The 26,451-nt window shown below is 59.0% G+C and carries 22 protein-coding genes and 2 pseudogenes; 5 read left to right on the top strand and 19 right to left on the bottom strand.

Annotated features, from left to right (window positions below; genetic code table 11):
- Positions 1-12: 12 nt before the first annotated feature.
- Both KUF59_RS08910 and KUF59_RS08905 read left to right on the top strand, forming a co-directional pair.
- Positions 13-120, top strand: a pseudogene (locus tag KUF59_RS08910) (MmgE/PrpD family protein); the annotation flags it as partial.
- A gap of 138 nt (positions 121-258) precedes the next feature.
- On the top strand, positions 259-714 hold the full coding sequence (locus KUF59_RS08905) for a hypothetical protein (protein WP_258769344.1): 456 nt from the start codon (positions 259-261) through the stop codon (positions 712-714).
- Here the strand turns inward: KUF59_RS08905 and KUF59_RS08900 are convergent.
- Genes KUF59_RS08900 through KUF59_RS08885 form a run of 4 tightly spaced genes read right to left on the bottom strand, consistent with a single transcriptional unit; the run spans position 709 to position 7,519 of the window.
- Positions 709-1,881, bottom strand: a complete 1,173-nt coding sequence (locus KUF59_RS08900; RefSeq protein WP_258769343.1) for a Wadjet anti-phage system protein JetD domain-containing protein — start codon at positions 1,879-1,881, stop codon at positions 709-711. The two genes, KUF59_RS08905 and KUF59_RS08900, sit on opposite strands and share 6 nt — an antisense overlap.
- A complete protein-coding gene (locus KUF59_RS08895; RefSeq protein ID WP_258769342.1) occupies positions 1,878-5,357 on the bottom strand; it encodes an SbcC/MukB-like Walker B domain-containing protein in 3,480 nt (1,159 codons plus the stop codon). The genes KUF59_RS08900 and KUF59_RS08895 overlap by 4 nt, the downstream gene beginning before the upstream one ends.
- Positions 5,350-6,081, bottom strand: a complete 732-nt coding sequence (locus KUF59_RS08890; protein WP_258769341.1) for a DUF4194 domain-containing protein — start codon at positions 6,079-6,081, stop codon at positions 5,350-5,352. The genes KUF59_RS08895 and KUF59_RS08890 overlap by 8 nt, the downstream gene beginning before the upstream one ends.
- Positions 6,068-7,519 (bottom strand): Wadjet anti-phage system protein JetA family protein, encoded by a 1,452-nt coding sequence (locus tag KUF59_RS08885; RefSeq protein ID WP_258769340.1) that lies wholly within the window; start codon positions 7,517-7,519, stop codon positions 6,068-6,070. Before KUF59_RS08885 ends, KUF59_RS08890 begins: the two co-directional genes overlap by 14 nt.
- Positions 7,520-8,363: 844 nt before the next feature.
- Here KUF59_RS08885 and KUF59_RS08880 point away from each other — a divergent pair.
- Together KUF59_RS08880 and KUF59_RS08875 are read left to right on the top strand one after the other, a co-directional pair.
- Positions 8,364-8,594, top strand: coding sequence for a hypothetical protein (locus KUF59_RS08880; protein WP_258769339.1), 231 nt, complete (start codon positions 8,364-8,366; stop codon positions 8,592-8,594).
- Between the two features lie 32 nt (positions 8,595-8,626).
- On the top strand, positions 8,627-9,907 hold the full coding sequence (locus KUF59_RS08875; protein ID WP_258769338.1) for a deoxyguanosinetriphosphate triphosphohydrolase family protein: 1,281 nt from the start codon (positions 8,627-8,629) through the stop codon (positions 9,905-9,907).
- 102 nt (positions 9,908-10,009) lie between these two features.
- On the opposite strand, the gene KUF59_RS08870 is transcribed toward KUF59_RS08875, so the two are convergent.
- Both KUF59_RS08870 and KUF59_RS08865 read right to left on the bottom strand, forming a co-directional pair.
- Positions 10,010-11,116, bottom strand: a complete 1,107-nt coding sequence (locus KUF59_RS08870; protein ID WP_258769337.1) for a ComEC/Rec2 family competence protein — start codon at positions 11,114-11,116, stop codon at positions 10,010-10,012.
- Positions 11,117-11,162: 46 nt separating this feature from the next.
- A complete protein-coding gene (locus KUF59_RS08865) occupies positions 11,163-11,492 on the bottom strand; it encodes a hypothetical protein (protein ID WP_258769336.1) in 330 nt (109 codons plus the stop codon).
- A gap of 704 nt (positions 11,493-12,196) precedes the next feature.
- Between KUF59_RS08865 and KUF59_RS08860 the strand changes: the two are divergent.
- Positions 12,197-12,566: pseudogene (locus KUF59_RS08860) on the top strand (malate synthase G); the annotation flags it as partial.
- 69 nt (positions 12,567-12,635) lie between these two features.
- On the opposite strand, the gene KUF59_RS08855 reads toward KUF59_RS08860, so the two are convergent.
- The 13 genes from KUF59_RS08855 to KUF59_RS08795 form a co-directional block, all read right to left on the bottom strand.
- Positions 12,636-14,681, bottom strand: a complete 2,046-nt coding sequence (locus tag KUF59_RS08855) for a methyl-accepting chemotaxis protein (RefSeq protein WP_258769335.1) — start codon at positions 14,679-14,681, stop codon at positions 12,636-12,638.
- Between the two features lie 601 nt (positions 14,682-15,282).
- Positions 15,283-16,224, bottom strand: coding sequence for a phosphotransferase family protein (locus tag KUF59_RS08850; RefSeq protein WP_258769334.1), 942 nt, complete (start codon positions 16,222-16,224; stop codon positions 15,283-15,285).
- A gap of 11 nt (positions 16,225-16,235) precedes the next feature.
- A complete protein-coding gene (locus KUF59_RS08845) occupies positions 16,236-17,636 on the bottom strand; it encodes an amidase family protein (protein ID WP_258769333.1) in 1,401 nt (466 codons plus the stop codon).
- A gap of 9 nt (positions 17,637-17,645) precedes the next feature.
- On the bottom strand, positions 17,646-18,608 hold the full coding sequence (locus KUF59_RS08840) for an ABC transporter permease (protein ID WP_258769332.1): 963 nt from the start codon (positions 18,606-18,608) through the stop codon (positions 17,646-17,648).
- 4 nt (positions 18,609-18,612) lie between these two features.
- The gene (locus KUF59_RS08835) at positions 18,613-20,136 is read right to left on the bottom strand and encodes a sugar ABC transporter ATP-binding protein (protein ID WP_258769331.1); all 1,524 of its coding nucleotides are present in this window, start codon (positions 20,134-20,136) and stop codon (positions 18,613-18,615) included.
- Between the two features lie 49 nt (positions 20,137-20,185).
- Positions 20,186-21,181: a sugar ABC transporter substrate-binding protein gene (locus tag KUF59_RS08830; RefSeq protein WP_258769330.1), complete on the bottom strand. Its 996-nt coding sequence runs from the start codon at positions 21,179-21,181 to the stop codon at positions 20,186-20,188.
- Between the two features lie 103 nt (positions 21,182-21,284).
- A complete protein-coding gene (locus tag KUF59_RS08825) occupies positions 21,285-21,929 on the bottom strand; it encodes a hypothetical protein (RefSeq protein WP_258769329.1) in 645 nt (214 codons plus the stop codon).
- Between the two features lie 25 nt (positions 21,930-21,954).
- Positions 21,955-22,236 (bottom strand): BMC domain-containing protein, encoded by a 282-nt coding sequence (locus KUF59_RS08820; protein ID WP_057029833.1) that lies wholly within the window; start codon positions 22,234-22,236, stop codon positions 21,955-21,957.
- 13 nt (positions 22,237-22,249) lie between these two features.
- On the bottom strand, positions 22,250-22,504 hold the full coding sequence (locus tag KUF59_RS08815; RefSeq protein WP_258769328.1) for a EutN/CcmL family microcompartment protein: 255 nt from the start codon (positions 22,502-22,504) through the stop codon (positions 22,250-22,252).
- A complete protein-coding gene (locus KUF59_RS08810) occupies positions 22,501-22,971 on the bottom strand; it encodes a hypothetical protein (RefSeq protein ID WP_258769327.1) in 471 nt (156 codons plus the stop codon). Before KUF59_RS08810 ends, KUF59_RS08815 begins: the two co-directional genes overlap by 4 nt.
- A complete protein-coding gene (locus KUF59_RS08805; RefSeq protein WP_258769326.1) occupies positions 22,971-23,582 on the bottom strand; it encodes a BMC domain-containing protein in 612 nt (203 codons plus the stop codon). Before KUF59_RS08805 ends, KUF59_RS08810 begins: the two co-directional genes overlap by 1 nt.
- On the bottom strand, positions 23,579-25,054 hold the full coding sequence (locus tag KUF59_RS08800; protein WP_258769325.1) for an aldehyde dehydrogenase family protein: 1,476 nt from the start codon (positions 25,052-25,054) through the stop codon (positions 23,579-23,581). The genes KUF59_RS08805 and KUF59_RS08800 overlap by 4 nt, the downstream gene beginning before the upstream one ends.
- An 81-nt stretch (positions 25,055-25,135) precedes the next feature.
- Positions 25,136-26,416: a class-III pyridoxal-phosphate-dependent aminotransferase gene (locus KUF59_RS08795; RefSeq protein WP_258769324.1), complete on the bottom strand. Its 1,281-nt coding sequence runs from the start codon at positions 26,414-26,416 to the stop codon at positions 25,136-25,138.
- Between the last annotated feature and the right edge of the window lie 35 nt (positions 26,417-26,451).

Below are 26,451 nucleotides of genomic sequence, written 5' to 3'. Positions count from 1 at the left end.
GATGGTCCCGCAACGGTTGCACTGACCAACGGCATCGCAGCCCACGCGCTCGATTTCGACGACAACTTCCATGGCGCCACGACCCACGCCTCCGCGGTCCTCCTCCCGGCGCTGCTTGCGACGACCCAGGCCTTCGGCCGCGACGGCTGAAGCACTGCTCAAGGCCAAGCCCGCAGCGAAGGCTGACAGGCCGACGCTCGGCGCGCCCGGCAATGTGATGCACGACTTCGCCCAGACGGTAAGCCGCGTCTTGACCGCGTGGAAGTTCACGTTTCGTTCGATGAGGGCGCCTATGACCACCTTCGCATCGATGGCAAGAAGCGTAAAGACAATGGCAAGGGCGTTCGTGCGGTAACGCATTCCGCGTTTAAGGTCGCCCTGCTCATCTATTGCCGTGAGCGCAATCTCCCCCACCCTGGGTTCTTGGTGCTCGATACACCGCTGCTCACCTACCGCGATCCGCTGTGTACAAACAGCCCGCTGAGCGACGACGAAGACGCCTTGAAGAAGTCCTCGCTGATAGACCACTTCTTCGAACACCTGTCGAGCGTATCGAAACTTGGTCAGATCATCGTCGTAGAGAACGTCGACCTGCCAATGGGCATCGCCAAATGGGCGAATGTGGAGACCTTTACCGGCGACCCGGCAAATGATCGTTTCGGTCTGTTCCCGCGCCCTGATGCACGAACACAGTTGGCCTCAGGCGAATTATGACACAGCTCCAGCAATAATAATGGGCTCCGGATCGACCTTTTCCTGTTCGAGAAATCGAGCATCATCGCCTCCCAGGAAAGTGGCCAGAGGCTGCCACGGGTGGCTTGGTAGCAAATCGATTTTCCGCGACGCCTTGCCGGGGATTCCGTGCAGACGCGCCAAGGTGGGATTCATAAGATGAGGCAGAACCGGGATTGGTAGAAGGGACGTTAGATGCAGCGCGATACGCAGGCCGCCTTCGTCAATGTCTCCCCAATGATGGATGCGCGTAATTCCAGGCCACCGTGAAATCGCTACCAACGCCGCGGCCACTGCCCTCGACGGGAAGCCGCCCGTGTAGACCGCTACGTCGTTGGCCAGCAGAGATTCTCGCACATGCCGATTGAAGCTCGCGAGGTTTTCGATCGTGAGGATCGATCGGATCGCACCGGCTGGTTCGATCGCTGGTGCTTGTTCAGGAGGAAGCCCCACGTAAGCCAGGCTCCCGAAATCCAAGCCCGCGAGACGAACCGGACCGGCTATTAAGACGGGCTGTAAAAATTTCTCCAAGCCCAGGCTAGCCATGGCTTCATTGTCAGACAGATCGGCATCGAGTTTTCCGATCTGCTTCAGGAAATTGATGATCCGCGACGCGTACCGTTCCAGGAGCTTAGTATTGCCTGTGGTTTGCCCGGAATAAGTTCGAAGATCGCGCCGGTCCATCGGATCACGCGCAAGAACGGCGTCCAGGGCTGTTAGGAATTCTACCGCTTGATCCGTCTGTTCAAGGCTAATCGAGAACGGCCGCTCTCCCCGCAGCCATCCGTCGATGATACTGTCTCGCGCCTGTACTGCGTCGTTGTGCTTTGGTGCCACAGCTGATCGCAGTCGGGATACCGCTCCTCTTGCACGCTCGACCGCCGGAGTCCTTCCAAGATATTCATATAGGCGGACGGCATCTCTCAATCGGATACGTTCGGTCAGATGCCGCGCCTCACCTCGGCCTTTGATCACGCTGATGGCGCCATGGCGTTCCGCATCCTCCAGAAGCCGGTCAAATGCCGCCCGCTCCGCTGCGGAAGGAAACTCGGCAGGCGCGCGTTCAGCCGGTTGGCGCGCCCGGTCTGGGACACGTTCCACGCGGTCGAGAAGAATGCTCAAAATGTCGCGTGCCTTGCCTGCGCTCATTCCGCCGCCTTTTGCATCGCTTGCTCGCTCTCCGTCCTGAACCATTCCACCCCGCGATGCTCCGGATTGGCTGCCTGCATCTCGGCCTGAGCTCTCGGGCCAATCCGTTCGGCATCGACGGCAACGCGATCCGTGCCGCTCATGCGCGTCACCGAGATGATACAGTCCACCGATTCAAGGAACGTCGCACGGTGAATCTCGGGTGCCGCGATGACCAGTTGGAGTCCAAGATCACGGTAGAGCGTGATGAGATTCTGCGTATTACCGATATCCAATTTGTTAAAGGCTTCATCAAAGGCAACCAAACCCATGCCTTCGGTACTGCCCTCGCGTCCGCCTTTCGGGAAGTAGACGGACACCATGCTGGCGGCAATGGCTACATAATAAGGCGCCTGCCGCTGCCCTCCCGACAAAAGCCCAACCAACTTCGAGAAGGCTTGCTGTTCACCTGCTTGATTCTCCAGGAACAGCTCGAACTCGAAATAGTTCCGGTAGTCTTCCAGGCGACGCGTATCCTGATCGCGCGTAACGATCTCCTCCACCTGCGCCATCGCACGCTTCATCTCGTCATCCGCCGTGCTGGCCTTATCCGCCAGTGCCGCAAATGATGCATCCTGGCTTCCGATAATGCGCTTCACGAGATCGTAGAGCGGCTTAAAGTCCGCAGATATATACCTTTTGAAAGAATACTTCTGGCCTACGAACGAATATGCGGCGAGCCGCTTGTTCAAAATGTCGAGCTGCGTCTTTATCTTCTCAAAGCGGTCTGACATTTTGGCGAGCAAGTCTTCCTTAAGCGCTGCCTCAAATTCATGACGGGCCTGAATGACTTTCTCGCGGTGGGGCCGGAGTTCATGTTCTTCGAGCCGAATCTCCCGCGCGGCGCACCAAAAGCAATGCTCAGCATGGCCGGCATCCTCCGGAAGAGGACTTGGGCCTTGAATATACTTCCGGACGTACTCACCAAATTCGCGCAAGGCACGCGTACCGTTGTCGCGCGCAAGCCGCGCATATTCCTCCGCGGCTTGCCTTGCTTGATCGCGGCGCTCCGCGAGAAATCGTACCTCCTCGCCGTGCTTCTGGAACACCTGCACACCAAGTGTCGTCCGAGCCTCGTCGATCGTAAATGCGCCCGCCTCTGCGAAGGCGATCAGTTTCGTCATGCGATCGGTGGCTTGTTCTCGCTCAATTGCTTCAGCGGCCATCGACATCTTCGTTACGGCGTCCTGACGCTCCGTGATCCGCTCACCGGCCCGAATTGAACGCGTACTGCTTGTCCGTTCTTTTTCACGCAACTCTGTCAGTTCTTTTTCGTAACCGGCAGTCTCCTTTTCGATGCGTTCAATCTCCAGCCGAAGGGCTTGGCTCTTGGGATCTTCGACCTGTTCCCGATCCTTCTGGAGCGCTTTTCGCCTCGCTTCGGCCCGCTTGACGTTTTCCGCCGCTTCTCGCAACTGCGACACAACGTCTTCCTTGCGTTCGAGCCCCGCGAGGTACGTGACTGCGCTGTCGAGCATCTTCAATTCCCGATCCTTCTCACCAATCTGGTTTCGAAGGAGAGCACATTTCGCTTGCGTGGACGCCAACGCAGCAGTTTGCGCCGTCTTCCCCAGAATGGGACTGAGATCGCTAAATACCCGCAGTGAAAGCGCGGCAGTAGTCTTGCCGTTGCGCATAACGGCGTGATCGAAATCCTGCAATTCCTGTTCGGCATCGGCGCGGACGTAGCGCCCGACCTGGGTATCGACAAAGGCACGCGCGTCAATGTTGTCGGTCCGCAACACGTTCGCAATCGATCGTTGCGGCAGGGCGCGATTTGAGCCGCGCCGGGTCTTGCGCGTATTGACAATCCGGCAACCGTGCAAGCTTGAACGGTGCCGCCACAGATAGTCAAACGCCCTTTCAAGCTGCAACTCCGGCACGATCAGCGCCTCTCGGTTCGGGCCAAGAAGCATCTCCAAGGCGAGAGCCCACGATTCGTCGGCGATCTCCACAACATCTGGAAGAGCGATGCTTTGAATGTCGTTCAGCGCCAGAGCGTTCATGAATTGCCGCACATGGGGCGAAAGCACGCTTGCGCGCCCGTCATTCGCGCCGCGAAGCGACTGCTCCAGATTGTTTAACTGCTGACGGTCCTCGGCAATTTCCGCGATTCGGATATCGCGTTGCTGCGCAAGCGACGCGCGGACCACCAGAATTGCCAACGCGCGCCGCGCCATATCCGCCAAGGATTCGCTTTCAGCTACAAGCCGCTCTGTGGTCTGTTCGCTGGCAGCTCGAACAAGCTCCGCCGCCGCCTGTATGGCACCATGATGCACAATCGGAACGAATTGACGTATCGCAGAAAATTGGGAGATGTGTCGAAACTCATTCATGGCACTGTCGAATGATGCGACGGCGCGGGCCTTATCGTCGTTGGCAACCCGTTCCTCGATCTCAATAGCTCGAATCTTTGATGCACCTTCGCCTTCCGCGAGCATGGTTCGCTTGCGGATGACCTGGTCGCGGTTGTCCGCTACGACGCTGGTGTGGTTGAGAATCAGCCGATTGAGCGATGCATTCTCTTGGTCGGCGCGCTCCTTTTCCCTCTCTAGCTCCCTGATCTCAAACTCCAGCCGCATGCGCTCCGAGGCGCTAGCGATATATTCTTCCGTTTGCGACTGAAGCGTCTGCCTTGCCCATGTCGCAAAGCGACTTCGGACGAGGCGCACATCCCTGATTTCCGTTTCAAGTTCTTCAGCGCGCTTTTCCATCGACCTCCATGTTTCAATAGACGAGCGAATACGCTCAACATTGAGGGGGTCCGCTTCAAGCACGAAGCGCCTCACAAAATCCGTGGGGTCGCGGATTTCTCTAGCCAGGACGGCGTTGTTAAAGCTGCGCAGAAAGAGCCGCGCGTCCGGCGACGAACGCGGCCGCATCGCGGCCAGGTACTCGGCGACGAATTGCGTCGATCGAGCGTGCAGCGTAAGCGCTTTGCCACAACTTTTCTTCAGACGTTCGATGATTTCGTCATGGGACACGACGAACTCGTCGCCGTCTTCATCGCGCTCGATAAAATCCTCAAACGAGAATGCGTAGCGCCGCGCGATGAACAGCGCCCGCGCCGACTCCGTCCGCTCGCTATGATCTGCATGTAGAAGCAGGCCGATCGTCAACGGCTCGCCCGTCATCGTATCGCGAAACGTAAGAGCGAGAATCGACTCACACCGCTCACGCTTGGGTGCACCGCGATCGAAATCACTCACTTGGCCAAGGCAATAGCTCAGGACCGTGCGGTCGCTTTTCTCGCCGGCAGAAGGATTGAGGTCGATGAAGTTTCCGTTGTTACCTGTAATGACCACCTGAACGCCGTCGAGGATCGCGCTCTTGCCGGCTCCGGTTGGTCCAATGACGGCGACCATGCCACCCACATCGAGGTCGAGAACCTCAAAAACATACCAATTGTGGAACGAAAGGCGCGTGAGCTCATACATCAGAAGACACCTCGTCTGGATCGAGGCGTTGCCGTTGCGATGACGGTCCAGCCTTATCCGGCACGACAGCTGAGTCACGCTCACGCGCACTCCAGGCAAGGAACTCTTCAGGCGCTCCCAGCTCAACCCACTTTACAACAGAGGCGGTAAAGACATCATCGACAAGAATACCTATGCCAGGGAGGACCGTAACCGGGGTAAGCCGCTCGACGCGGTCCGCATCATGCAACAGAACAGCTCCTCGCCGCCGCAACAACTTCAGGATTTCCTCCAGCCGGGACTCAATGGGCGGATCGGCCTTTGCAAGCGTCCGGATTCGGTCGAATATTTCGTCGGTGTTGGTCTCAACCCGACCGACTTCGTCCATAAGGCCCGCGCGCAAGCCCTCGTCATAGGTGACGCGCAGTGCAAGCAGGACAAGCGTCTCGTCTTTCTTGAGACGCGAGAATTGCCAGCCGTACCGGTTCTGGCCCCGGACCAGCGCGATCATTCCGGTCGGCGGCTCAATGACAATGCCAACCCCCATCGCGCCGAAGTACCGCTCGAAAAATGTGCTGTGACGGCGAATGAGGTCGTAGATTTCTCGCCGAAGCAGGCTTGTATCCGGATAAATGATCTGATGGGCAAGGAGCGCTTGAATCGCGGTCTCAACATCGACCTTCTCGACGGGCGGGTTGCCCCGCCGACCTTCGAGAAGGTCACGAAGTTCGTCAAGCTCCAGCATGCGACGCTACCTTTCCCACGCGACGAATGACGAAGTCGGGACACGAGATCCACTCATTCTCGAATTGTGTGGACTTGATTTCGATCGCGTAACGCCGCGCCAGGGCGCCGTCGCCGATCTGCTGCAAGGTACGGAGCCGCTCGAAAATGAAGAAATCGTCTAACGACGAAAGAGGCATGTCGGCCGCTTGCACCTCCTGTCGCTCGCCAAACGCGGTTTCGAGATAGGTCGCCATCTTGGCGGCCGTGATTGCCGTGCGGCCCCGGTAGGCATCAAGCGCCGCACGATAGGCGAGAAATGCTGGATCTGGTGCTTCGCGCCGGATTTTTTGGGGTTTTACGACTTCCCGCCCACGTTTGTGTTGATAGAGGTCTTCCCTACCGATCACCGCTTGTTCCGGAAGAAGGTTATGCGGAATGGATAGCTCGAGCGAGGAGGGACTAGCCAGATCGCCGAGCTTGGCTAATGCCTCGATCACACGTTCGGTCTTCGTCTCTGCAATGCGATCCATGAACCGCAGAGTATTGGAAATGCGTCGTTCAAGCCGCTGGTTCGTGGCCTCGATAATTTCGAGATAGTCTCCGATCCGGTCAAATACCGAGATCACGTTGCGCAATTCCTGAGCAATTAGCGCATACGCGTCTTCAACACTTTCACCGCGCCCCTCCTTGACGTAGGCTTCGGAGAGGACAGACATCCTTATCTCGTTGGCAAGGATGCCCTCCGCCGTGTCGATGATCTTGCGTCTGAACCGGAACGGATTGGTCGTGCTCTTCAGCCGCTTGAAATCTGAGATCAGGAAATGCTCGACGAAATCGTCAAAGAACTTCCTGAACAGAGTCCGCATATCGGTCTGGCCGATCAGCTCTTCTTCAATTTGCCGTATCGCACTCGAGATCGAGCGCAAGTGATGCATAAAGGACTTGGCTGACCGCTCCGCGTTACGGACGGCCTCTGACCTGTTCTCAGGATCTTTATCGGCTCCTTCGAGCTGCAACAGAACTTGCAAGACTTCACCGCCATAGGAGCGCGTTCGTCCTGCTTTGATTTCGAGTAGGGTTGTCAGAATAAGGCGTCCGTTGGCATTCATATCGACAACGCGGCGGTAGCGGTCCCGAAATTCGGTTAGCCACCCCGTGTCGAGAAGCCGCCGGTACGCGACGATGGCCTTGGTATCTGCGGTCTCCGCTGCGGGCGCATACGGAGCCTCTTCGTCAAGTTGAACATTGCGCCCCTGACGGTCGATAAATTCCCGAATCGCCTGGGTCATTTCTTGTCGCGAAACGACGCCCGGAATATCTCCGAAAACATCGCGGTCGATGTGCTCCAAAAGGTCGGCGTAGAACCAACGCGCCTCCCCAGAAAAAATGCGAAAGATGTCCGGCGGTAAACCGCCAAATATTCGAGAGCGCGCTTCGTAGGCTTCTTCCCCGGTCATGGACCGTCCCCGATTAGGCACATCCGCGGGCAGACGCGAAAGGATTATTCCCGCAACCTATGAGGGCGAGTGTGAATAAAAACAACAAATACAGCAAGATGCCTTTCGGCGCGCCCGGCTCTGCCGGACCGGCTGTCGAGAACCGAGCCCCTCAAATCCTCAACGGGATGCCGGGTCTGCGCCTGCCGGCTTCCGTCCCTCGCGCCGATGTTTTGTATGGCTTGCGCGACATATCGTTTTTGTTGGGTTGGGGTACGAAGGCCCCGCCCTGGCACCCAGCAGGAACAAAATCCGCATCCCCCGATCTTCGCTCCCTTTGGTCGCGCGGGGTCACAAGCGGATATTCATACCCCTCAACATCTTCGCCCGTCGACTGAATCCAGCTCTCGATATGGGCTCAGATATGACGCGAAAGTTTTGAAATGGCTCGCATACGGGTGCTCACCACACTCAAGATCAGACAGAACCTGAAGCCAGGAATGTATGCCGACGGACTTGGACTGTATCCGCCGACATCAAAGAGCAGCATGATCTCGGACGTTCCAGAACCACCGCCGCGAAGTGCCAGAAGGCCCCTAAAGAAGGCCCCTATGATGCGGGAGATTCATACGCTGCACGCGCTTCGGGAACTCGATCCCAAAGGGACTAGATAAAAATTAAGTCACTGATTTCGCTTGGTAATTTTTATTTTTATCCGCCGGCAGGCGCTGTGTACCGACACTGTGATGGGTCGGAATTGGGACCAGTTAACGTTCTAGGACATTGTGTGTGGCAACATCGATTTGCCAAATCAGACCGAATGAGCGATAGAAAAGTTCAGCCAGCTGCGTATGAGGGTGAGCCCATGTCCCCCGTGTTCGAGAACACATCTAATCGGGCCCTTGATCCGAAGGAACTCGTCGAAGAGGTCGGCAAGCACGAGGCGGGCATCGACGCTCTCACGCTCGCGAAGGCCTTGGTGGCACAAGGTCACCATCCCTATGCCATTCAGCGTGCTATCCAAATTGCTTTGGATAGGGGCGACTTGGATCTTGGAGCCAAGCTGCGCCTCCAGCGGCCGCGCGTCGCAGCTTAGTTCTAGCACTCGTGTGGACTGATTCCGACCGGATGCGGCGCCGCTATCGGGCCGTAAAGCAAGATCAACGCGCGGAGTTCGAACGAGATCGGGATCGCATCCTGTATTCGTCCGCGTTCCGTCGGCTCTCTGGAATCACTCAGATCGTTCGGGCCGGGGAAGCCGATGTATTCCACACGAGACAGCAGCATACGATCAAGGTGGCCCAAGTCGGCCGCCGTTTGGCACAAAACTGCGTCCGTGAACAGCCGGATCTAGCCGACCGAGTGGGGCTTAATCCTGAAGTGGTTGAAGCGTCGTGCTTGGCCCACGATTTAGGTCATCCGCCCTTTGGTCACGTTGGTGAACACCTGCTGGATGTTCTCGTCCGCAAGCATGGGGACGATAACGGCTTCGAGGGCAATGCTCAGTCCTTTCGCATTCTGACGAAACTCGCTGTGCGGTTTGTAGAGTGCACGGGCTTGGATCTAACCAGGGCCGCACTCGCCGCCTGTCTCAAGTACCCGTGGCTTCGCAATGCGAAGGAGCCCAGCCGCAGCAAAAAATGGGGTGCGTACGATAGCGAAAAGGAGGATTTCGAGTTCGCACGGGAGCTGTTTCAGCATTCGGCGAAGACCGCGGAGGCTGACCTGATGGATTGGGCGGATGACATCGCCTATTCGGTACACGACCTTGAGGACTTCCACCGGTGCGGTGTACTTCCTTGGCATCGCATCCTCGAAGGAGACCAGAGCGATCAAATCCTCAGGCGCGCGCTCGAGAGCTGGTACGGTAAGCCGATGGACGCTGAAGGACGGCTACGCGATGCCTTTCGAAATCTGAACTCGTTCCTGAGGGGGTCATTTCCGCAACTCATCAATGAACCCTACGACGGTTCACTTCACCAGCGTCAGCAACTCAGAACTATGACGTCTAGATTGATAGGACGTTATATTGGGGCAGCGCGGTTGACGGAGCCCGATGCAATGGGGAAGTGCGTGGCGATCGCAGAGGACGAAGCTGACGAAGTTCTCATTCTGAAGCAGATCACCCGCGATTACATCATCAGTAATCCAGCATTGGCTGCGCAACAGAAGGGGCAAGAGCGAATTCTGGAGACGCTTTTCGAGTGTGTCCACACTGACTCTCAGAAGGAACCTCCAAAGTACCTGCCCAATCGGCTGCGATACTTGTGGGATATCGATGGCCGGCCAAAGCCGGCCCGGTTCGTATCGGATTGCATAGCTAGTCTTACGGAAGGCGAAGCCGTCGCCCTGCACGGACGCTTGCACGGCATCGCTAGCGGCTCGGTGCTTGATCCAATAGTTAGGTAGTCGTCCCGGGCACCACTTGAGCCCGTCCGCTACTGCCCATCCAATCTGACCAAACGCCCGGGGAATGGCCATCTGTTTCCCGAGCAATGCGTTGCCTGGAATTTAGGATTGCTGAATGTCCGTGGTACAGCCGGCCAACTTCCCCTTCCCATGTGGCAGCCCCGAATAGGGAACGACGGGCGCCGTCAGCCACCCGGCAGCAGCGCTTTCTAAATGACGCCCCGCAGCGCCCGCGATAGTTGGGTTTTCGGCAGTTGCAAGAACGTCATTACCCGCGACGCAAGTCGCTATTCCCGTGCTCAGCCATGCCCCGTGATCCCAGCTCTTCGACTGATGGTCGTTTACGGCGTTGCTCGTTGGATGAGTTACCTTCGTTCGCCCATGCTTGTTGCCCCGCCCAAAACTGTAGAGCAGTCGACCGTAGGAATTGACCGGCTTATTGGGAGGAGAACCCAGGTGCGTCATGTCCGAGCCGTGGTGGGGGACAACGATCGATATCGGGTTGTAACTCGGATTGACACCCAGTTCTGAATAGCCGGCATCGCCGGTCAAAAGCCATGCACATTGATCATTCGCGTTCTCAATCATGCAGGCAATTCCGCTCCCGTTTCGTGTCGATCCGTGACATCTTCCAATCGTAAGCGTTTGCGCGCCACCCAGGCTAGTCTGCAGAGTACTTCCCGCGGCAGCGTTCCAAATCAGCAGGGTGCCGCCCGCCTTTAGGATCCTAGAAGCGAACAGATGATGCGTGGGAGGTAACTTGGTCTGGCGTGGCGCGACCCAGGTTCGTTGTTGGGCGCCTGGATCGTTCTGCTCGCCAGCCCAGTGATCTGTATCCCAATGGGAGAGAATTACAGGAGGATCTGCCGCCCAACAGAAGCGGAGAGGTTTTGGCCGCGTGTGCTTGTTGCCATATGAGCCGGCCCCCAAATCGAAAAACGCCTGGACGCTGTTGTTGCCGTCCAGAATCCCGAGGGCACTGCCTTGGCCAATGTCATAGACGACCAGTGTATCAACGCTCGATATTTTACCTAGTGCATCGGCCAGATCTTGATCGCTCGCGTCCGACCAACAATCGACATCAAACGTCGCCGACAGAGATTGCGCGATCGTTCCACTCAGGACCCTAACCGAACTCAGATACGCAGGCACCGGGTCAGCGAGGATTGCACCATAGACGTCCGCCTCAACCGAACCAACTCCGCTCAATTCAATTTCATTACCACTCGTGCTCGTTGAATGAGACAAGTTCATCCTAAAACAAATCGCCGCGCCGCGATGTAACCTCTATTCGATACACGGGCATGCGATCAAACGGTATGTTAATCGGCCGCTGCGGCCGCGGCCCAAACAATTGCTTCCAAACATCGCTGATATTTGACGCAATTGCCGCTGGTATATTCAGATCGAATGCATTTCCATGGCCAAATTCGGTCCAGGCTGCATCGATTGCATCAAGCGCGAACACCGCTTCGTCGGCCTGTTTAAGGTTTGCCGGCTCAACCTGATCAAGTCGGGCGTAGGACCTGCTTGGAAAGCCTTCCCAACCCTTGCCATCGCTGTCGAAAATCCGATTGAAGTGCATGGGATGCCTCCTCATTCATCTTGATACAACAGTAAGTGGTCTCTACCGCCGATTCGGCTCCCCGTCGGCGGGAGCTGGACAGAGCACTTGCTACCTTAGACTTGCAGCCTTCTGCGCCATCGGTCAAACCGTGAGGGTGAGGTCAAAGCAGAGCTCTTTTGCCTTCAACTCATCGGTACTCTTCAGCCGCTCTCCGCTTGCAACGGTAGGTCGGCGGGGGACCATAGTCGAGCGTTCGCGAGTTTTTTACGCACCATATGAGCCAAGGAAAGATCACGCCGCCGATTTTATTCGCGCGTCGCACGCCCTCGAGCTCTTCAGGCAATGCCACGCCCCCTCCCCGCTTACTCAAGCGCCTGATATTCAGGACCATGCAAAGTCTAAGCAATTTGCGCATCGGTGAGCCATTCAGAGCACTCACGGTGGATGGGTTCAGCGAGTGCCGGGCGTCGTCGTCAACCACGAAAGCGAACTACCACCACCCGCAAATTGGATTTCTGACTGCGTAAAGCCCTTCATCGAAGCGCACAGCTCCCACGCACACAACGGATCCGAGCCTCGGAGCGCGCGCTCGCGCTATTACGCATGCTGTCGACCTTGGCTAAGTCACGGCCAGTGCATCACCTGAAAGGGCGCATCGGTACCCGCGCCATACTCAAATATTGCAGAAAAAGCTCCGAGGGTTGTATAGGTACTGGAAGCTCCGTGGCATTTTCGGTTACGTCGTGCGCTGGACACACACCAGGGCGTTGGCTGCCTAAGGTGCCTGATATCCACGACGTCGGCCTAATGGAAGACCGCGCCACTTTGCGCATCCCGAGCCGGCATCTCGCGAACTGGCTGGAGCACGGCGTCGTCAGCAAGGACCAGGTGATGGAATTGCTGAAGCGCATGGCCGCCGTGGTCGACAAGCAGAACGCCGGCGATTCGCTCTACTGGCCGATGGCACCCTCGTTCGATGCACAGCCTTCCAGGCGGTCTGCGACCTCGTGTTCAAGGGCCGCACGCAGCCGAACGGCTACACCGAGTACATCCTTGCCGCGCCCCCGCCGGGAGGTCAAGGCAGCTCGCTGAAGCAGGAGCCAAAAACGCGCGCCGCGAGCCAGCGCGCGTCGTGGTCGCGCAAACAGAAGGACTGGCGGCCTACGCCGCGCGGACATTGGCCATGAAGCGGTCGAGTTCCTCGCGCAGCCGCGTACTTTCCACCGACAGCATCTGCGCTGAATTCAGCACCTCAGCAGAAGCCGCGCCGGTTTCGCCGGCACCGCGGTTGACATCCGTAATACTGGCAGCGACTTCCTGGGTGCCGTGCGCAACGTTTTGCACGTTTCGGGCGATTTCCTGAGTCGCCGCGCTCTGTTGTTCGACGGCGGCGGCAATCGTGGAAGCAATTTGGGAGATCTGTCCGATGGTCCCGCCGATTTCCTTGATCGCTCCAACCGATTCTTGGGTCGCTGCTTGCATGTCGGTAATGTACGACGATATGTCGTCGGTCGCCTTCGCAGTTTGGCTCGCGAGCGACTTCACCTCGGTCGCGACTACAGCAAAGCCACGGCCGGCATCGCCGGCGCGCGCCGCCTCGATGGTAGCGTTAAGCGCGAGGAGATTGGTCTGCTCGGCGATCGCGGTAATCAGCTTGACGACCTCGCCAACCTGCTGTGCAGCGCGCGACAGCTTGCCTATCCGCACGTCCGTCTCCTCAGCTTGCATCACCGCGGCATTCGCGATGCGGGCAGATTCCAGGACTTGGCGACCGATCTCGCGCACTGAGGCCGAGAGTTCTTCGGTGGCAGAGGCCACCGACTGCACGTTGGTAGAGGCTTCTTCAGAGGCGCCCGCCACACGACCGGACAGGTCCTGAGTCGTCTCGACAGTGCGGGTCAGGGAGCCCGCGGCACTCTCGAGTTGGTTGGCCGAGGACGACACGTTGGAGACGATGGCGCCCACCGCGGCCTCGAAGCTATCGGCGAAGCGATGTAGCTCAGCGCGGCGCGTGCGGTTGGTCGCCCTGTTCTGCTCCTCACGTTCGGATGCCTCGCGCTCTGCCTTCGCCACTGCCTGCTTCTTGAACTCTTCCACCGCGCTCGCCATCTCGCCGATTTCGTCCTTGCGGCCGAGTCCGGGCAGCACCACTTCGAAATTGCCGCCGGCGAGTTCGCGCATCGCTCGGCATATGCTGATTATTGGTCGCGAGATGCCCTGGCCCAACATCCAGGCCAAGATCGCGCCGAACGCTAGACCAACGAGTCCGAGCAACGTCACAAAGCGCTTCGTATCGTTGGCGACCGACAGCGACTGCGCCGACACGAGTTGTTGCTGGGCCAGCAGGGAATTCTTCATGGCCTTGCCGTCTTGGCTGATCTCGCGCGCGGCGTCGTTCATTTTCACCACAAGGTCGTTAACGGCAACCACGTTCTGCAAGAATTTATCGAACGAAGCCTGGTAGGTGTTAAACTGATACGAAATCTCCTTGATCTTGGCGGTCAGGTTCTCATTGCTGGAGGTCAACGCCGGTAAATTGTCCTTGATCAGGTGCATACGAGCGGTGGCGCTGTTGGCAATCGCCTGGTCCTGCCGCACAAAGTAGGTGTTGATGTTGGTGGCCACCGCTGCGATTTGGCTCGCGAGCTCCTTCACTGCTGGCGGCAGATCAGCTTGGCCCTCGAGTGCTGCCGAATCGGCGAGATCTTCGAGCCGATTTCGGAAGAAGTTGCTAAGCCGCAGAAGCTGCTTGCCGATCTCGTCATTGTCGATCTTGAGCTTTACGACACGCCCGAACAGATTGCCGAACTCCTCGGACTTTGCAGAGATATCCTTGAACTTTTGCCTATTCTCCGCGCTGACTGTGCCTTCGGCATTCTTCATGACTTGGCCCAACGCACTCTGCGCCTCATGCACGGCGGTCTCGTCGGCGGCGTTTCCGGTTACCGCATAGTAGCGCGCCAGCAGTGCATAGACGGTGAGCTCCCGGTCGATGTCGCGGGCTACATCGCTCTCAACAACGATGTCGTGGTATGAGGCGACACCAATCGAGATGCGCTCGAAGCCTAGATAGGCGATGCTCATGCCCACCGCCGAAAGACCGAGCACCACAACGAAGCCCAGCACGATCTTGACGCGAAATCTCAGATTGGAAAACAAGCCGGGTCTATACTGCTCGTGCCCATCGTTCCCCTTTAACAAACCCATATGCGAATTCCCCCGCCATTGTCTCTACAAGGCCGCGCGGCCCGTGGCCCGTGGCCCGTTGTGCGGCATCGGCGGAGGACGCTAACTGAGAATAAATAAAATGATGTAAAACCAAGAGACAAAGCGCCGCGAAGCACTCACACTCCTTTGGTCTCTGACTACTCGATACCAATAATACAAGTAATCGCAACTTAAAATACTTATTCTCGTACGAAATATAATTTTGAGAATTGCGGAGCCGTTCGCCGCGGGTCGTTCGCGACTGAAGAAGACAGAGCTTGACGACATCAGCTGAGAGGATTCTGGTTGCCTTGCGTTAGGCCGACACCTGGATGTGGTTCGCTGCTAAATCTGATCCCGGCTTCTTCGAGTGCTCGACGGATTTTCGCGATTGTCTCAAAGCGAGCACAGAGTGGTCCGCTTGAGGCTTCGAGTCTCCGGATCGTTGATATCGCAACGCCGGATTTCACCGCAAGGTCATCTTGCCCCCAGCTAAGAAGGGCCCTTGCTGCCTTTATCTGTTGCGTGATCACCAACATGAGTTGGCGTTTTCGACCTGCTTGATCGTCGCCGCATCGGACATCTCGTCATCCCTTCTCGTTTAGGCCATGCGACGCAGGCGATCTCCCGCCATCGAAGTTTGCGACGTCATTTCGAAACGCATCATGCGCCATGAGGCGTATTTGGCGAATTCGAGCGACGTGCGCGGCGACGACGCGGCCATGGCGAAGGCGACTAGACCCCAGCGCAGATCATCCAGAATCCCGTAGACCATGGCCCGCTGGAACAGCGATTCTTCAAAAAAGCCGGTCCATTCGACAAAACCATCCCGTGCTTCGGGCTCGCGATCGAACAATTCCGTAAGATGGTAGCCGATGTCCTCATAAGGATCCGCATTGGCCGCCAGATCATAGTCGACAAGCCGCACCGCATCTCCGGGACCGACCATGGTGTTCGCGGTGTTGCCGTCGCGGTGACAGGGGACCCGTTCGACCTCCAGCTGCGACATCGCCTGCTCTGCCCTGTCAGCGAAGCCGAGAAAGGCTGCTATATTCTTCGGCAGACTTGCCTTGAAACTCGTGCATGCGGCGAAGGCTGCGCGAATCTCACCGAAGATATCCGCGTCGCGCGGTAGTTTTGGCCCAGCTTGAAGAGCTTTCTTCGCGGCAACGATACCCTTACGAACGCCGGTATTCGCGCTGTCGTGAAGACCGCCTGCTCTCCAGCCGTTCCCCAGGTACTCCATCGCGAAAAGCCCATCCTTGTCCCAGGATTGCAAGACGCGCGGCCCGACTCCGATGTCCCCCGCGCGTTTAGCCGCATCGATGGCCCCTGCCGGATCCACGTAGTGCGAGAGGTCAGTGTGATAGTGCTTGTAGATTTCGGACTGATCGCCCCGGCGTGCAAGCCAGATGTCGGCTTCAACGCCTCTCCAGGCCGGCGAGGCCAGCACGGTCAGCGGACTTTCAAGACTATCCAACGAACCGCCCAGGCGAGCCTCGGCACGAGCCCGAACGACGGCTTGGCGATTTGCAGCGACCATAACCACCTCCGTCACGTCGGCTTGCGGGGCTGGAGCGGCCATTCGCGCGCCTCCGGGCCGCCCGGCCAAAGCACTGCTTCCAGCTCCGCCGCGAGCCGGCAAAGCCGAATATCGTCGAACCGGCGCCCGACCAGTTGCACCCCGACCGGCAAGCCACGCGAGTCGAACCCGCCGCAGAGCGACACCGCCGGATGCCCCGACTGGTTGAACATTGCTGTGAACGTACAGTGCCGCAACGGCATCGCAGGGTCCACCCCCCTCTCCTCGGCCGGGAAGTTGACCACCGGCATTACAGGAGTCAGCAGAAAATCGCTGTCCTCGAAAAGGGCATTCGTCTGCGCCACACCGCGCGCAACGCCGGCCTCGAACAATGCGATCCGTTCGGCCGACCAGTCCCGTGCTTCCTTAAACCAATCGAACAGTTGCCGCGGGGTGTGCTGACGCAGCTGCTCGGCCACGCCGACGTGTTCACGCCATCCCCGAAGCTTAAACATGTCGTCGATCGGCAGGTAGGCATCGAAATCATAAGGAGGGGGAGCGCTCGCTACTTTTGCAACCAGACCCGCTACTGCCTGTTCCGCGCGACTGAGGACATCAAGCACCGCCGTCTCTACCGGCGGACCGAAGCCGAAGCTTCCATAGACCGCGACACGGGCTTTCCCGAAGCTTTCGCTGGGTTCGGTCACGGGGAGTGAAAAACGATCGTATCGATGCAACCCGCCAAGAACGCGCAGGTGCGCCTCCAGGTCGGCGGCATACCGCGTCATGGGTCCGGCCGACCGTATGTCCGAAGCCGGCGTATGCGCGATCATACCTTGCGTCGGCTTCAACGCCGCTAATCCGCAATGGCTGGCCGGGAGCCGTACGGAGCCTGCTATGTCCGAGCCCACCGACATCATGCCGATGCCCGCTGCAAGAGATGCGCCTGCCCCGGCGCTTGATCCGCCCGGATTCCACGCGAGGCCCCACGGATTACGCACGATGCCATGGAACGAACTCACGCCCGATCCGCTGAGACCGAAGTCAGGCATCTTAGCCTTGCCCACGATGATGGCATTGGCAGCCTTGAGGCGCTCTGTGGGTGGCGCGTCAGTTGTGCCGACGACACCGTCTGCATGGATACGCGAACCGTGATGCCAGCGAGTGTCGATGGCATGCATGGAATCCTTGATGGTGACCGGCACGCCGTCCAGAGCGCCGGACGGCCGGCCTTCGCCATACCGCCGGGCTGCAGCCTTGGCTGCGGCAAGGTTTTCGTCGGGCCGCAATTCGTAGAGCGCATTGATCTCGCCGTTCACCCGGCGGATCTGGTCGAGCGTGAGCTCCATCACCTCGACCGGATCGATCGTGCCGGCTCGGAAGCCCTGCAACATTTGATCCAACGTGAGCTTCGATACCTCGTCCAAAACCATCACACCTCCTCAGCCCCGGCGCGTCCGGAGCACATCCAGGGCCGCGGCCAGGACAAGCACGAGACCGGTGATCATCAAGCTGGCTGTCGTGGGGACGTTCATCAGAATGAGCCCGTTCGACAGCATTCCGAGCAGCCAAACGCCCAAGGCGACGCGCAGGAGGGATCCCCTGCCCCCCGTAAACGGCACGCCTCCCAACAGGACGGCGGTAAGCACACTCAGTTCGACCCCGACGCCGAGCGTCCCCGACGGAGCTGAATTGATGCGCGCGATCGTCATGAGGCCGGCCAGCGCCGCACTCATGCCGACGGCACCATAAAGCAGCATCACGGTCAGCTTGACGCGGATGCCGACGAGATAGGCCGCACGCTCGTTGACCCCAATGGCGACTGTGTGACGCCCCAGCGGGGTTCTCGCCATCACGAACAGGCCCACGGCAAGAACTGTCAGCATGATCAAGGTCAGAATAGGCAAACCGAGCAGCCTACCATAACCGATGAATGTGAAGGCCTCGGGAAAGTCAAACAAGGGCGATGGAGACAACCATTGCGCCAGTCCACGCATCAAAGTTAGGGCGCCCAATGTCACAATGATCGGCGACATGGATAGGACCCCGACGAGAAAGCCGTTGAGCAGCCCGATCGCCAATCCCACTACCAGCACCAGTACAACCGTTCCGGTGATTCCCAGATTGGGGAAAGACAGGCCAGCGACCACGCCTGACAGCCCGACCATCGAACCGACGCTGAGATCGACTTTTCCAGCCATGAGCAGAATCGCAAACGGAATGGAGATCGTCATCAATGATGCGATCTGCACGGAGATGCTGATCCAGTTGTTGAAGGTCAGGAAGACCGGCGACTTATAGAAGAAATACAGAGCAAGGAACGCGATTGCGGCCGGCAGCGCCGCAGCCGTGAAGGAAGCTCCGATGTTCATGGTGTCCACCGACTTGTCGTTCGCTTGCGACATGATCTTACCCCGTGACAGTTGCGGCTTGCCGGCGACGTCCGTCGATCACGGCCTTACTCTGATGAGCGAGTTGCACGATCTGGTCTTCATGGATTTCACCATCGAGCAGCGCGATCTGCTGACCGTGAGCCAGTATGAGCACACGATCCGAAACGGCGACAATTTCGGCGGGATCGGACGAAGCGACGACGACCGCTCCGCCGCCTGCCGCGAATTGGGAAAGGAGGCGATAAAGATCCTCACGAGCGCCGATGTCGACACCCTGAGTTGGTTCGTCGAGCAGCAAGACTCTCGTCCCAAGGTCCGGTAGTAACCAGCGGCCCATCACCAGCTTCTGGGCGTTGCCGCCGCTGAACCTGCTGGCGGCCAACTTGGGCTTCCTCGGCACGAGATTCAAAGCCTCCGCCGCCTGATCGAACATCGACCTCTGGCTCGACCGTTTACGTGCAATGCCGGCATAATGTGGCATCAGCAGATTATCCATCGCCGAAAGATCGCCGAAAAGGCTCTGCTGATTGCGGTCGGAGGCAACCAGTGCCACACCGTTGGCAAGCGCCGCGCTGGGACCGTTCATCTGGACGGCACCGCCGCCGAGTTCGTAGACGCCGCCCACCCTCTTCCGTGCGCCGACGAGGCTTTCGACCAGGTCGGTTCGACCCGATCCAAGCAGACCATAAAGGCCGACTATCTCCCCTTGCCGCAAATCGAGATTGACCGGCCCGGTGAAGTCCGACCGATAATCCTTTAGCCTGACGATCGTATCGCCAGCCGCCGTCCGGTTGCGCCGGCTGGAGCCCCGGGCCAATCTCGGAGCGATTGCCCGCGCTATCTCTTCGACCGGCGCTTCGGAGGCTGGCTTCGTCCAAACCACCGCGCCGTCGCGCAGGATGGTCACAACGTCTGCGATTTCCGCGATCTCATCGAGAAGGTGCGTCACATAGACGATCGCGAGCCCTTCCTGCTTGGCCAGCTGACGCACGACACCATGCAACGCCTCCATCTCGCGGTCTGAAAGTGCAGCTGTCGGCTCGTCGAGAATAAGAACCTTTGGATGCAGATGCAGGGCCCTAGCAATTTCGACGATCTGCCGTTCGCCGATGCTCAGTTTTTCGAGCGGGAGGCTTGGGTCGATTGACGAACTCAATCGCGCAAGCAGCTGGCGCGCTTGTTCCACCTGGGCGCGTCGGTCGACAACTCCCCATTTCCTGATCTCGTTGCCGAGAAAGATATTGTCGGCAACGCTGAGCCCTTCGATGACCTGGAAGTGCTGATAAATGATGGCGACACCTTTCCGGATCGCAAGACGCGGCGTAAGGCGGCCGAAGCTCTCGCCATGGAGGACAATCTCGCCCGAACTGGGTGCCGTCGCGCCTGACAAGCAGCCCAGAAGCGTCGATTTACCGGCCCCGTTAGCACCGATGAAAGCGTGAATCTCGCCTTCCCGAAACGTAAGGTCGACGCCCTTCAGCACCTCGATCGGGCCATAGGACTTCCGCAACCCAGAAATTTTGACAATCTCAGAGGCCATGATTTTCTTGGGGCAAAAGGGTGCGGGCAAAGCCCGCACCGGAGAAGCGCTAGTTTTTGTAATTTGCAATCAGCTTGTCGAGCAAGGCCTGATCTGCCTTGCTTGCGAGCACCGTTGGCGTGTAGGCAAAGCTTGGGCCACTGCCGGCTACCGCATTCAGAGCGAGGTCAACAACGTTAGCGCCAAGCTCATTGATCAGGATAGCGGCGCTCGCCTTGTAGGCTTTTCCCTGGTTGACCGCGGTCAGTCCTTCAAAGGAGCCGTCCTGGCCGCCGATGAAAATCTGGTCCGGAGAGATGCCGGCGACTGTCACGGCTCGATTGGCTCCGACCGCGGCATCGTCATTCAAGCCGATTACGACGCTAAGGTCCGGATGTTGCTTCAGCACGGTCTCCGTGATTGTCAGGCCGGATGCTTGGTCGGCGGAGTCCTGTTTGGCGACAATCTCGATGCCTGCCTGCGCAAACAGTTTTTCGACTTCGGTCCAACGTGGAGCGATCGAGGGTAGGCCCGTTAGCGTGGTCACCAAAGCCTTGGGGTGCTCGATCTTTTTCGATTTGACCCAGTCGACCGCAGCTTTGCCGATGAGCTGACCTGCCTGCGCATGGTCGAAACCGACAAAGCCGTCCGAGCCCCCCATCTTGCCGAGATAGGTCAGCCATTTGATATGCTGGGCTTGGGCCTGCTTCTGGAAAGGCTTAAGCGCACTCTCATCGATCGGCGTGACGACGATCGCATCGATGCCGAGTGTAATCCATCCCTGCACCGCGTTGATCTGTTGTTCCAGATTATTTGCTTGGGTGTTGTCATGCAGAACGGTCACGCAACCGAGTTCGGCCGCGCGCTTGTCGGCAAAATGGCGAACCTGCTTAACGATCGCCGCCTCGGACACTGAATGGCTGAAGGCGATCTTGAACTTCTTGCCGCCCTCGCACGCCTTCTTGCCGCCGGCACGCACTTCTTCGATTGTAACTTTTGAAGGATCGTTTTCCGCGGCGGCCGCCTGGTTCAACCAGAGCGCCGCGACGTAGACCAACGCGGCCATGGCCGTCTTTGCATGTGTACTCACAATCATAGTCCCTCTCCTATGGTCTGATGTTGAAAATAGCCCGCGTTCTTGTGAACTGTGCGCGGTTTTGTGAGCTGTGCTACGTGCGTCCCTTGACTGCCGAGCGGCCTTTGATCGCGCCGAGCTTCTGTGAAATCGTGTCCCGGGCGAGTCTCATGTCTTCGGGTGTCCCAGACATGAAGATGCGGCCGGTAGCGCCCATCATCTGGACATCGTTGATCGTTGCGCGCGGTGCCGCTTTTTCGGCTTCGTTGGCGGCAACGCATGCAAAGAGAGCCGGCGCCATCTCATAGATGAGCAGTGCGACGCCAGGTACGAGAATCGACGCATCGCGCGACCGGTTCAATATGATTGCATGCTGGTCCGACAGGTCCTCGATAATGTCGTGGTAAAGGATCTCCGGCACGAGCTGGTCCTCGGCCTTGGCACCCAATCCCTTGAGAATGGCGTTGCCGGCAGCTTCCAGTGCGCCCATATTGTCGGCATGGAGTTCAAGAAGGCCGAACTGCCGTTCGGTGTAGAGAATACCGGGCTCCATGTCCGGCGCCGCCTTGAGCGCGAGGTCCGTGATACGATGGATCGCCAATGCGGGCGCGACCTCGATAATCAGCGAATGCTCTCCAGCAAATGGCGGATATCCCCTCGCCCTTGTAGGCGAGGAAAGATAGGCCGCGAACTGAGGCTGAAGATCTTCTATGGGAAGGTAGACACGAAGCTCAGTCATGCCCCAGTCCTTTCGTCGGACGCTATCAAGCCTTGACCGCGTCGAAATGCTTGCCCAGATCCGGATGCGGACGCGGGATCACATGAACGGCGGTCACCTCTCCGACCTGTCCGGCAGCTTCCGCGCCGGCTTCGGTGGCAGCCTTGACCGCGCCAACATCACCACGCACCACGACCGAAACCAGGCCGCCACCGACCTCGTTGCGGGCGATGATCTCGACATTTGCCGCCTTCACCATCGCGTCGGCGGCGGAGAGCGCGGGCACGTAGCCCTTGGTCTCGATCATTCCAATTGCAAGATTTGCCATTTGAGAGACTCCTTTATTTCGGTTTCGAGGTTTGTTCATCGATAGACCCGATAATCAGCGCGTCGATCGGCGCGGGTTTTTCGGGAAAAAAGGCGGCAGCCACCGAGCCTTGGGTGACCAGCACCGCTTCGCCGTCGGCGCAGCCGAGCGGGTCGAAAGCAATCAGTTTTGTGCCGGTTTCTGTTTCCACCTCAAGCAGTGCGCCGGTCGGCAAGGTGCCGATGTGGCGCGTGGACCAGATCCTGCCGCTGACGCGCGCCCTAATCATTTCGCACTCCTTTCGATCCTGATGCCCCGGCGGCGCGCCTCGTCCCCGGCGAGCGGGGTAAGTCTGCTCCGCCTGCCGATCCGCAGCCGCGTTTCACCTTCAGCCACGGCGGCAATGTCACGCTCGGTAATCAACGGCTTCATCAGTTCGAGCACAGTCGCGGGAACAGTCGTGACCAGTGTCGGGGGCGCCGCCGTTAACGGTGCATTGGCCGGCTGCGCAATCGGGACAATCGTCGGCGGCGTCGCCGGCGGCTCGGGCACGAATCGCAGTCGCCCTTCTCGTAGCGCCGCGGCGAAGGTTGGGTCCGATGCACGCCGTGCCACGGAGAGTGCGAAGTCGGTCAGGTCGGCTGCGGTCCCGACGCGGACATGCTCCTCCTGCACTGCGCCTCGCATCTCGGCGCGCAGCACCGCAATCTCCTCGGAAAGTAGTTCGCGAATGAGAGCTCGCAGGTCGTTGGTCATCAGCGCGCCCCTGCCTCACGCAGCGCCCGTTCAGCCGCTTCACGCGCGTTGCGGACATCGGCTTCGGTACCAGCCAGATAGAGCCGGCCGTTGGCGCCGATCATCCGCATGTCTATCACTTTGATGTCGGCTTCTTTCTCGGCCTCATTGCAGGCGAGGATCGCATAGGCGGCAGGTTGGCATTCCAGCAGATAGATGCTTTCGCCACCCAAGACCATCGAGCCGGTCTTGTTGCGGTTCATGAGGAACGCGTGCTGGTCGTCCACCCGCGTCACAATCTTCGAGGCAAAGATCCTAGGCTTTTCGGCATCCTCGCGTTTCTTACCCATGGCAGCCAGCGCCGCATCGGCCCCCGCCTGCACTTCGGCGGTCGAATAGGCATGAAATTGCAGGGTGCCAAATTGCCGCTCAACAACGAGAAAGCCCGCTCGCACCTCGGCGCTCTTGAGCACTGTGTCCGTTAGCGCCTCGATGTCGAGGCCGGGCGCGATCTCGATGATTTGCGCCGCCATGCGGGCTCGCGGCAGCGTGCCGCGCATCCAGGTGGCGGTATATGCCAGGGTCTGAGGCTGAAGCTGGTCAATGAAGATGAAGGCGCGGAGATCGGTCACGACTGGCCCCTGGTCAACTCACGGAGTTCCTGAAGAATCAGCTGGCGCAGGAGATCGCGATCCACGCCGTTGCCCGGCGCGGCCGCAGGCGCCGGCGCGGATACCGCGGAGCGAGATTCGGGGCCACCCGAGAAGACACGAACTGCGCTGAAATCACCGAAGGGGACGGCCGCATCGCTGTTCCACGCAAGCCGTGTCCAATGGACGAGATGCTGGGGGCCGATGTTCTCGCCCACCGAGGAACGACCGAAATAGCCTGTCCCGATCATGAAGGAAGGCGCCAGATGCGTGGCAAAGCCGGCGGCTCCTTGCGAGCATGGCGCGTTGACGACAATCCGGTAAACCGGCAAGGCCGAGGCGAAATCCATGGCGCGCTGGGGATTCTCGCCATGGAAGGCGGCGGAATGGCCCGCTCCCGTCACGCGAAGGATCATGTTTGCCGCGCTGACTGCGCGTTCGAAGCTCTCAACCGAAACGGATGCGAGAACGGGGCATAGCTTTTCTTTCGTCAGCGGCTCTTCGGATCCGAAATGTTCGACAGTAGCGATGAGAGTCTTGGTCGAGGGCACCACGCGGATGCCTGCCTGCTGTGCGACCCATACCGCGCTCTTGCCGACAGCGGCCGTATTCAGATGACCGTGCGGGAAAAGCCAGTCGCGCAGCTTGGCGACTTCGGCTTGCGTGCAAATGTGCGCTCCGGCGGCACGCAAACCGCGTTCCAGTTGCTGCCTGTTCTCGTCGAGCGAGATCAGCACGCTTTCGTTGGTGCACAATACGGAGTTGTCGAAGGCCTTGCTCTCGACGATCCGCTGGGCAGCGATACCCTGGTTCGCGCTGGGATCTACATAGACCGGAGCGTTACCGGGTCCGACGCCGATCGCCGGATTGCCGGACGAATAGGCAGCCCGCACCATCGCGCTGCCACCGGTCGCCAGGATAACCTGCACGTTCGGCGAGATCATCAGCGCCTGGACGAGCGGAACGGACGGCTCCTCTATGCACTGGATCAGCCCGGCCGGTGCGCCCGCAGCAACAGCGGCCGCTTCCAGGCGGGCGGCAGCATCGCGGCAACACTCCTTCGCCAAGGGATGGGGGCTGAAGATCACCGCATTGCGGCTCAGAACCGCCAGGATTGCTTTGTAGTACAGCGTTGAGATCGGATTCGTCGCCGGCGTCAGCGCTAAAATGATCCCGGCCGGTTTCGGCAATTCGACCATCTTGTGCATGCTGTCGATGCGAGGGTCGACCAGGTTCGTGTCGGCATAGAAATCCACCAGGGGGTGGGCCGAAAGCTCGTTCTTCAATCTCTTGTGCTCGACCACGCCCATACCGGTCTCGCGCACCGCCCATTCGGCGTAAGTCTGAGCAGCCTGGTGCGCTGCTTCGGCGACAGCGCGCGCCACCTTCATGACGGAAGCGCGATCGTAGCGGGCATAGGCGCGGACCGCCCATCCGGCCCGGTCGACCTTCATCCGCGCTCTTGCCGCCGCCTTGTCCGGCACGGCGAGGCGAGGCGCGTCATCGTGAGCTAGCATAACTTTCCTTTTCCCGGATCAGGCTGCCCGGCGCGGGCTACGCAGAAGGCTGCGCGCGCGCGGGATGGCAGCTTCGAACCGTTCGACAATTTCTTGACAAGTCGTCACATCAAGAAGAAGACCCGGTTTGAACTGCAGCACTCGCTTGTCGAGCGAGGAGAAGATCGCCCAGACGCCGTGTTCGTAGAGCGCGCGGGAGACGGCGATGGCACCTTCCGGGTGATCGAATTCCAAGCCCAGGATCACACCTCGCTGCCGAATACCCACAAAGACGTCGGAGTTGGCCGCCATGATCTCGGCTAGGGCGCGCTGGAAATAGTCGGCGACGGAATGAACGTTGGCCTCGAGTTCCGGCCGCTGGAGCATGTCGATAACCTGATGGCCAACGACGCATCCGAGTTCAGAACCGCCTGACGTCGAGATGTGCGCTGCGCCGTCTTCGTGCTGCCAGGCACCGCATTGCTCGGTCACGACACAAGCAGATATGGGATAGATCCCGCCGCCCAGGCCCTTCCCGGTAACGAAGATATCAGGGGAGAGGCCGTAAGATTGCCAACCCCACATGACGCCCGTGCGCATCAGGCCCGTCTGCACCTCATCAGCAATGTACAAGGTGCCATATCGGCGGCAGATCTCCTGGCAAGCCTTGAGGTAGCCATCGTTCGGGAGCGGGAATCCATAGGTCGCCGGGATCGTCTCGATGATGAAGGCGGCGACATCGCGGCCGCGCAGCGCGCGCTCGAGCGCGTCAATATCGTTGAACGGGACCTGTGAGAATTCCTCGGGCCGATCGGCAAGAAACAGCTTGGAGAAGCGCTCGTCGCCCGTGGCCACCGACAGGCCAGAGTGGCCGTGATAGCCCTTGACGATCGACACGATCTTGCGGCGCTTGGTGGCATATCGGGCAGTCTTAAGCGCGATCTCCACTGCCTCCGCCCCGCCCGCACCGAAGATGGCGTACTTCATTCCGGGTGCCGTCTTGACGAGCTTTTCGGCGAAGGCTGCCCTCGCAATGGAGGGGAACCAGTGATTCCCCATGTCGAAATAATCCAGCGCGGATTTCAGCGTGGCGACCAGTTCCGGGTTGCGGTGCCCAAAGTTGTAGGTTCCCCCGTTGAGGTGGAGATCGATCAGTCTCCGCCCGGACATGTCGTAGAGGAAGTAACCTTCCCGGCGATCGATCACGAGATCAATCCCAGCATCTCGCCAGAAGCGGGTTTTGCCCGGGTTCCAATACTCGATGGCCTTGTCGAGCAGCTCGGACTTCGAATCGAACTTGAAGAAACCATAGTCGAACAAGGCGCACCTCCATCTGCCCCCTACCTTTGCATCCC

This window comes from Bradyrhizobium arachidis, from assembly GCF_024758505.1.
Lineage (GTDB): Bacteria > Pseudomonadota > Alphaproteobacteria > Rhizobiales > Xanthobacteraceae > Bradyrhizobium > Bradyrhizobium manausense_C.
This window is presented reverse-complemented; position numbering and strand designations above follow the sequence as displayed.

Excerpts from the sequence above, each read along its gene's own strand:
- KUF59_RS08900 (WP_258769343.1), bottom strand. The coding sequence starts at position 1,881 with ATGAGCGCAGGCAAGGCACGCGACATTTTGAGCATTCTTCTCGACCGC.
- KUF59_RS08895 (WP_258769342.1), bottom strand. The coding sequence starts at position 5,357 with ATGTATGAGCTCACGCGCCTTTCGTTCCACAATTGGTATGTTTTTGAG.
- KUF59_RS08890 (WP_258769341.1), bottom strand. The coding sequence starts at position 6,081 with ATGCTGGAGCTTGACGAACTTCGTGACCTTCTCGAAGGTCGGCGGGGC.
- KUF59_RS08885 (WP_258769340.1), bottom strand. The coding sequence starts at position 7,519 with ATGACCGGGGAAGAAGCCTACGAAGCGCGCTCTCGAATATTTGGCGGT.
- KUF59_RS08880 (WP_258769339.1), top strand. The coding sequence starts at position 8,364 with ATGTCCCCCGTGTTCGAGAACACATCTAATCGGGCCCTTGATCCGAAG.
- KUF59_RS08875 (WP_258769338.1), top strand. The coding sequence starts at position 8,627 with ATGCGGCGCCGCTATCGGGCCGTAAAGCAAGATCAACGCGCGGAGTTC.
- KUF59_RS08865 (WP_258769336.1), bottom strand. The coding sequence starts at position 11,492 with ATGCACTTCAATCGGATTTTCGACAGCGATGGCAAGGGTTGGGAAGGC.
- KUF59_RS08855 (WP_258769335.1), bottom strand. The coding sequence starts at position 14,681 with ATGGGTTTGTTAAAGGGGAACGATGGGCACGAGCAGTATAGACCCGGC.
- KUF59_RS08850 (WP_258769334.1), bottom strand. The coding sequence starts at position 16,224 with ATGGTCGCTGCAAATCGCCAAGCCGTCGTTCGGGCTCGTGCCGAGGCT.
- KUF59_RS08845 (WP_258769333.1), bottom strand. The coding sequence starts at position 17,636 with ATGGTTTTGGACGAGGTATCGAAGCTCACGTTGGATCAAATGTTGCAG.
- KUF59_RS08840 (WP_258769332.1), bottom strand. The coding sequence starts at position 18,608 with ATGTCGCAAGCGAACGACAAGTCGGTGGACACCATGAACATCGGAGCT.
- KUF59_RS08835 (WP_258769331.1), bottom strand. The coding sequence starts at position 20,136 with ATGGCCTCTGAGATTGTCAAAATTTCTGGGTTGCGGAAGTCCTATGGC.
- KUF59_RS08830 (WP_258769330.1), bottom strand. The coding sequence starts at position 21,181 with ATGGCCGCGTTGGTCTACGTCGCGGCGCTCTGGTTGAACCAGGCGGCC.
- KUF59_RS08825 (WP_258769329.1), bottom strand. The coding sequence starts at position 21,929 with ATGACTGAGCTTCGTGTCTACCTTCCCATAGAAGATCTTCAGCCTCAG.
- KUF59_RS08820 (WP_057029833.1), bottom strand. The coding sequence starts at position 22,236 with ATGGCAAATCTTGCAATTGGAATGATCGAGACCAAGGGCTACGTGCCC.
- KUF59_RS08815 (WP_258769328.1), bottom strand. The coding sequence starts at position 22,504 with ATGATTAGGGCGCGCGTCAGCGGCAGGATCTGGTCCACGCGCCACATC.
- KUF59_RS08810 (WP_258769327.1), bottom strand. The coding sequence starts at position 22,971 with ATGACCAACGACCTGCGAGCTCTCATTCGCGAACTACTTTCCGAGGAG.
- KUF59_RS08800 (WP_258769325.1), bottom strand. The coding sequence starts at position 25,054 with ATGAAGGTCGACCGGGCCGGATGGGCGGTCCGCGCCTATGCCCGCTAC.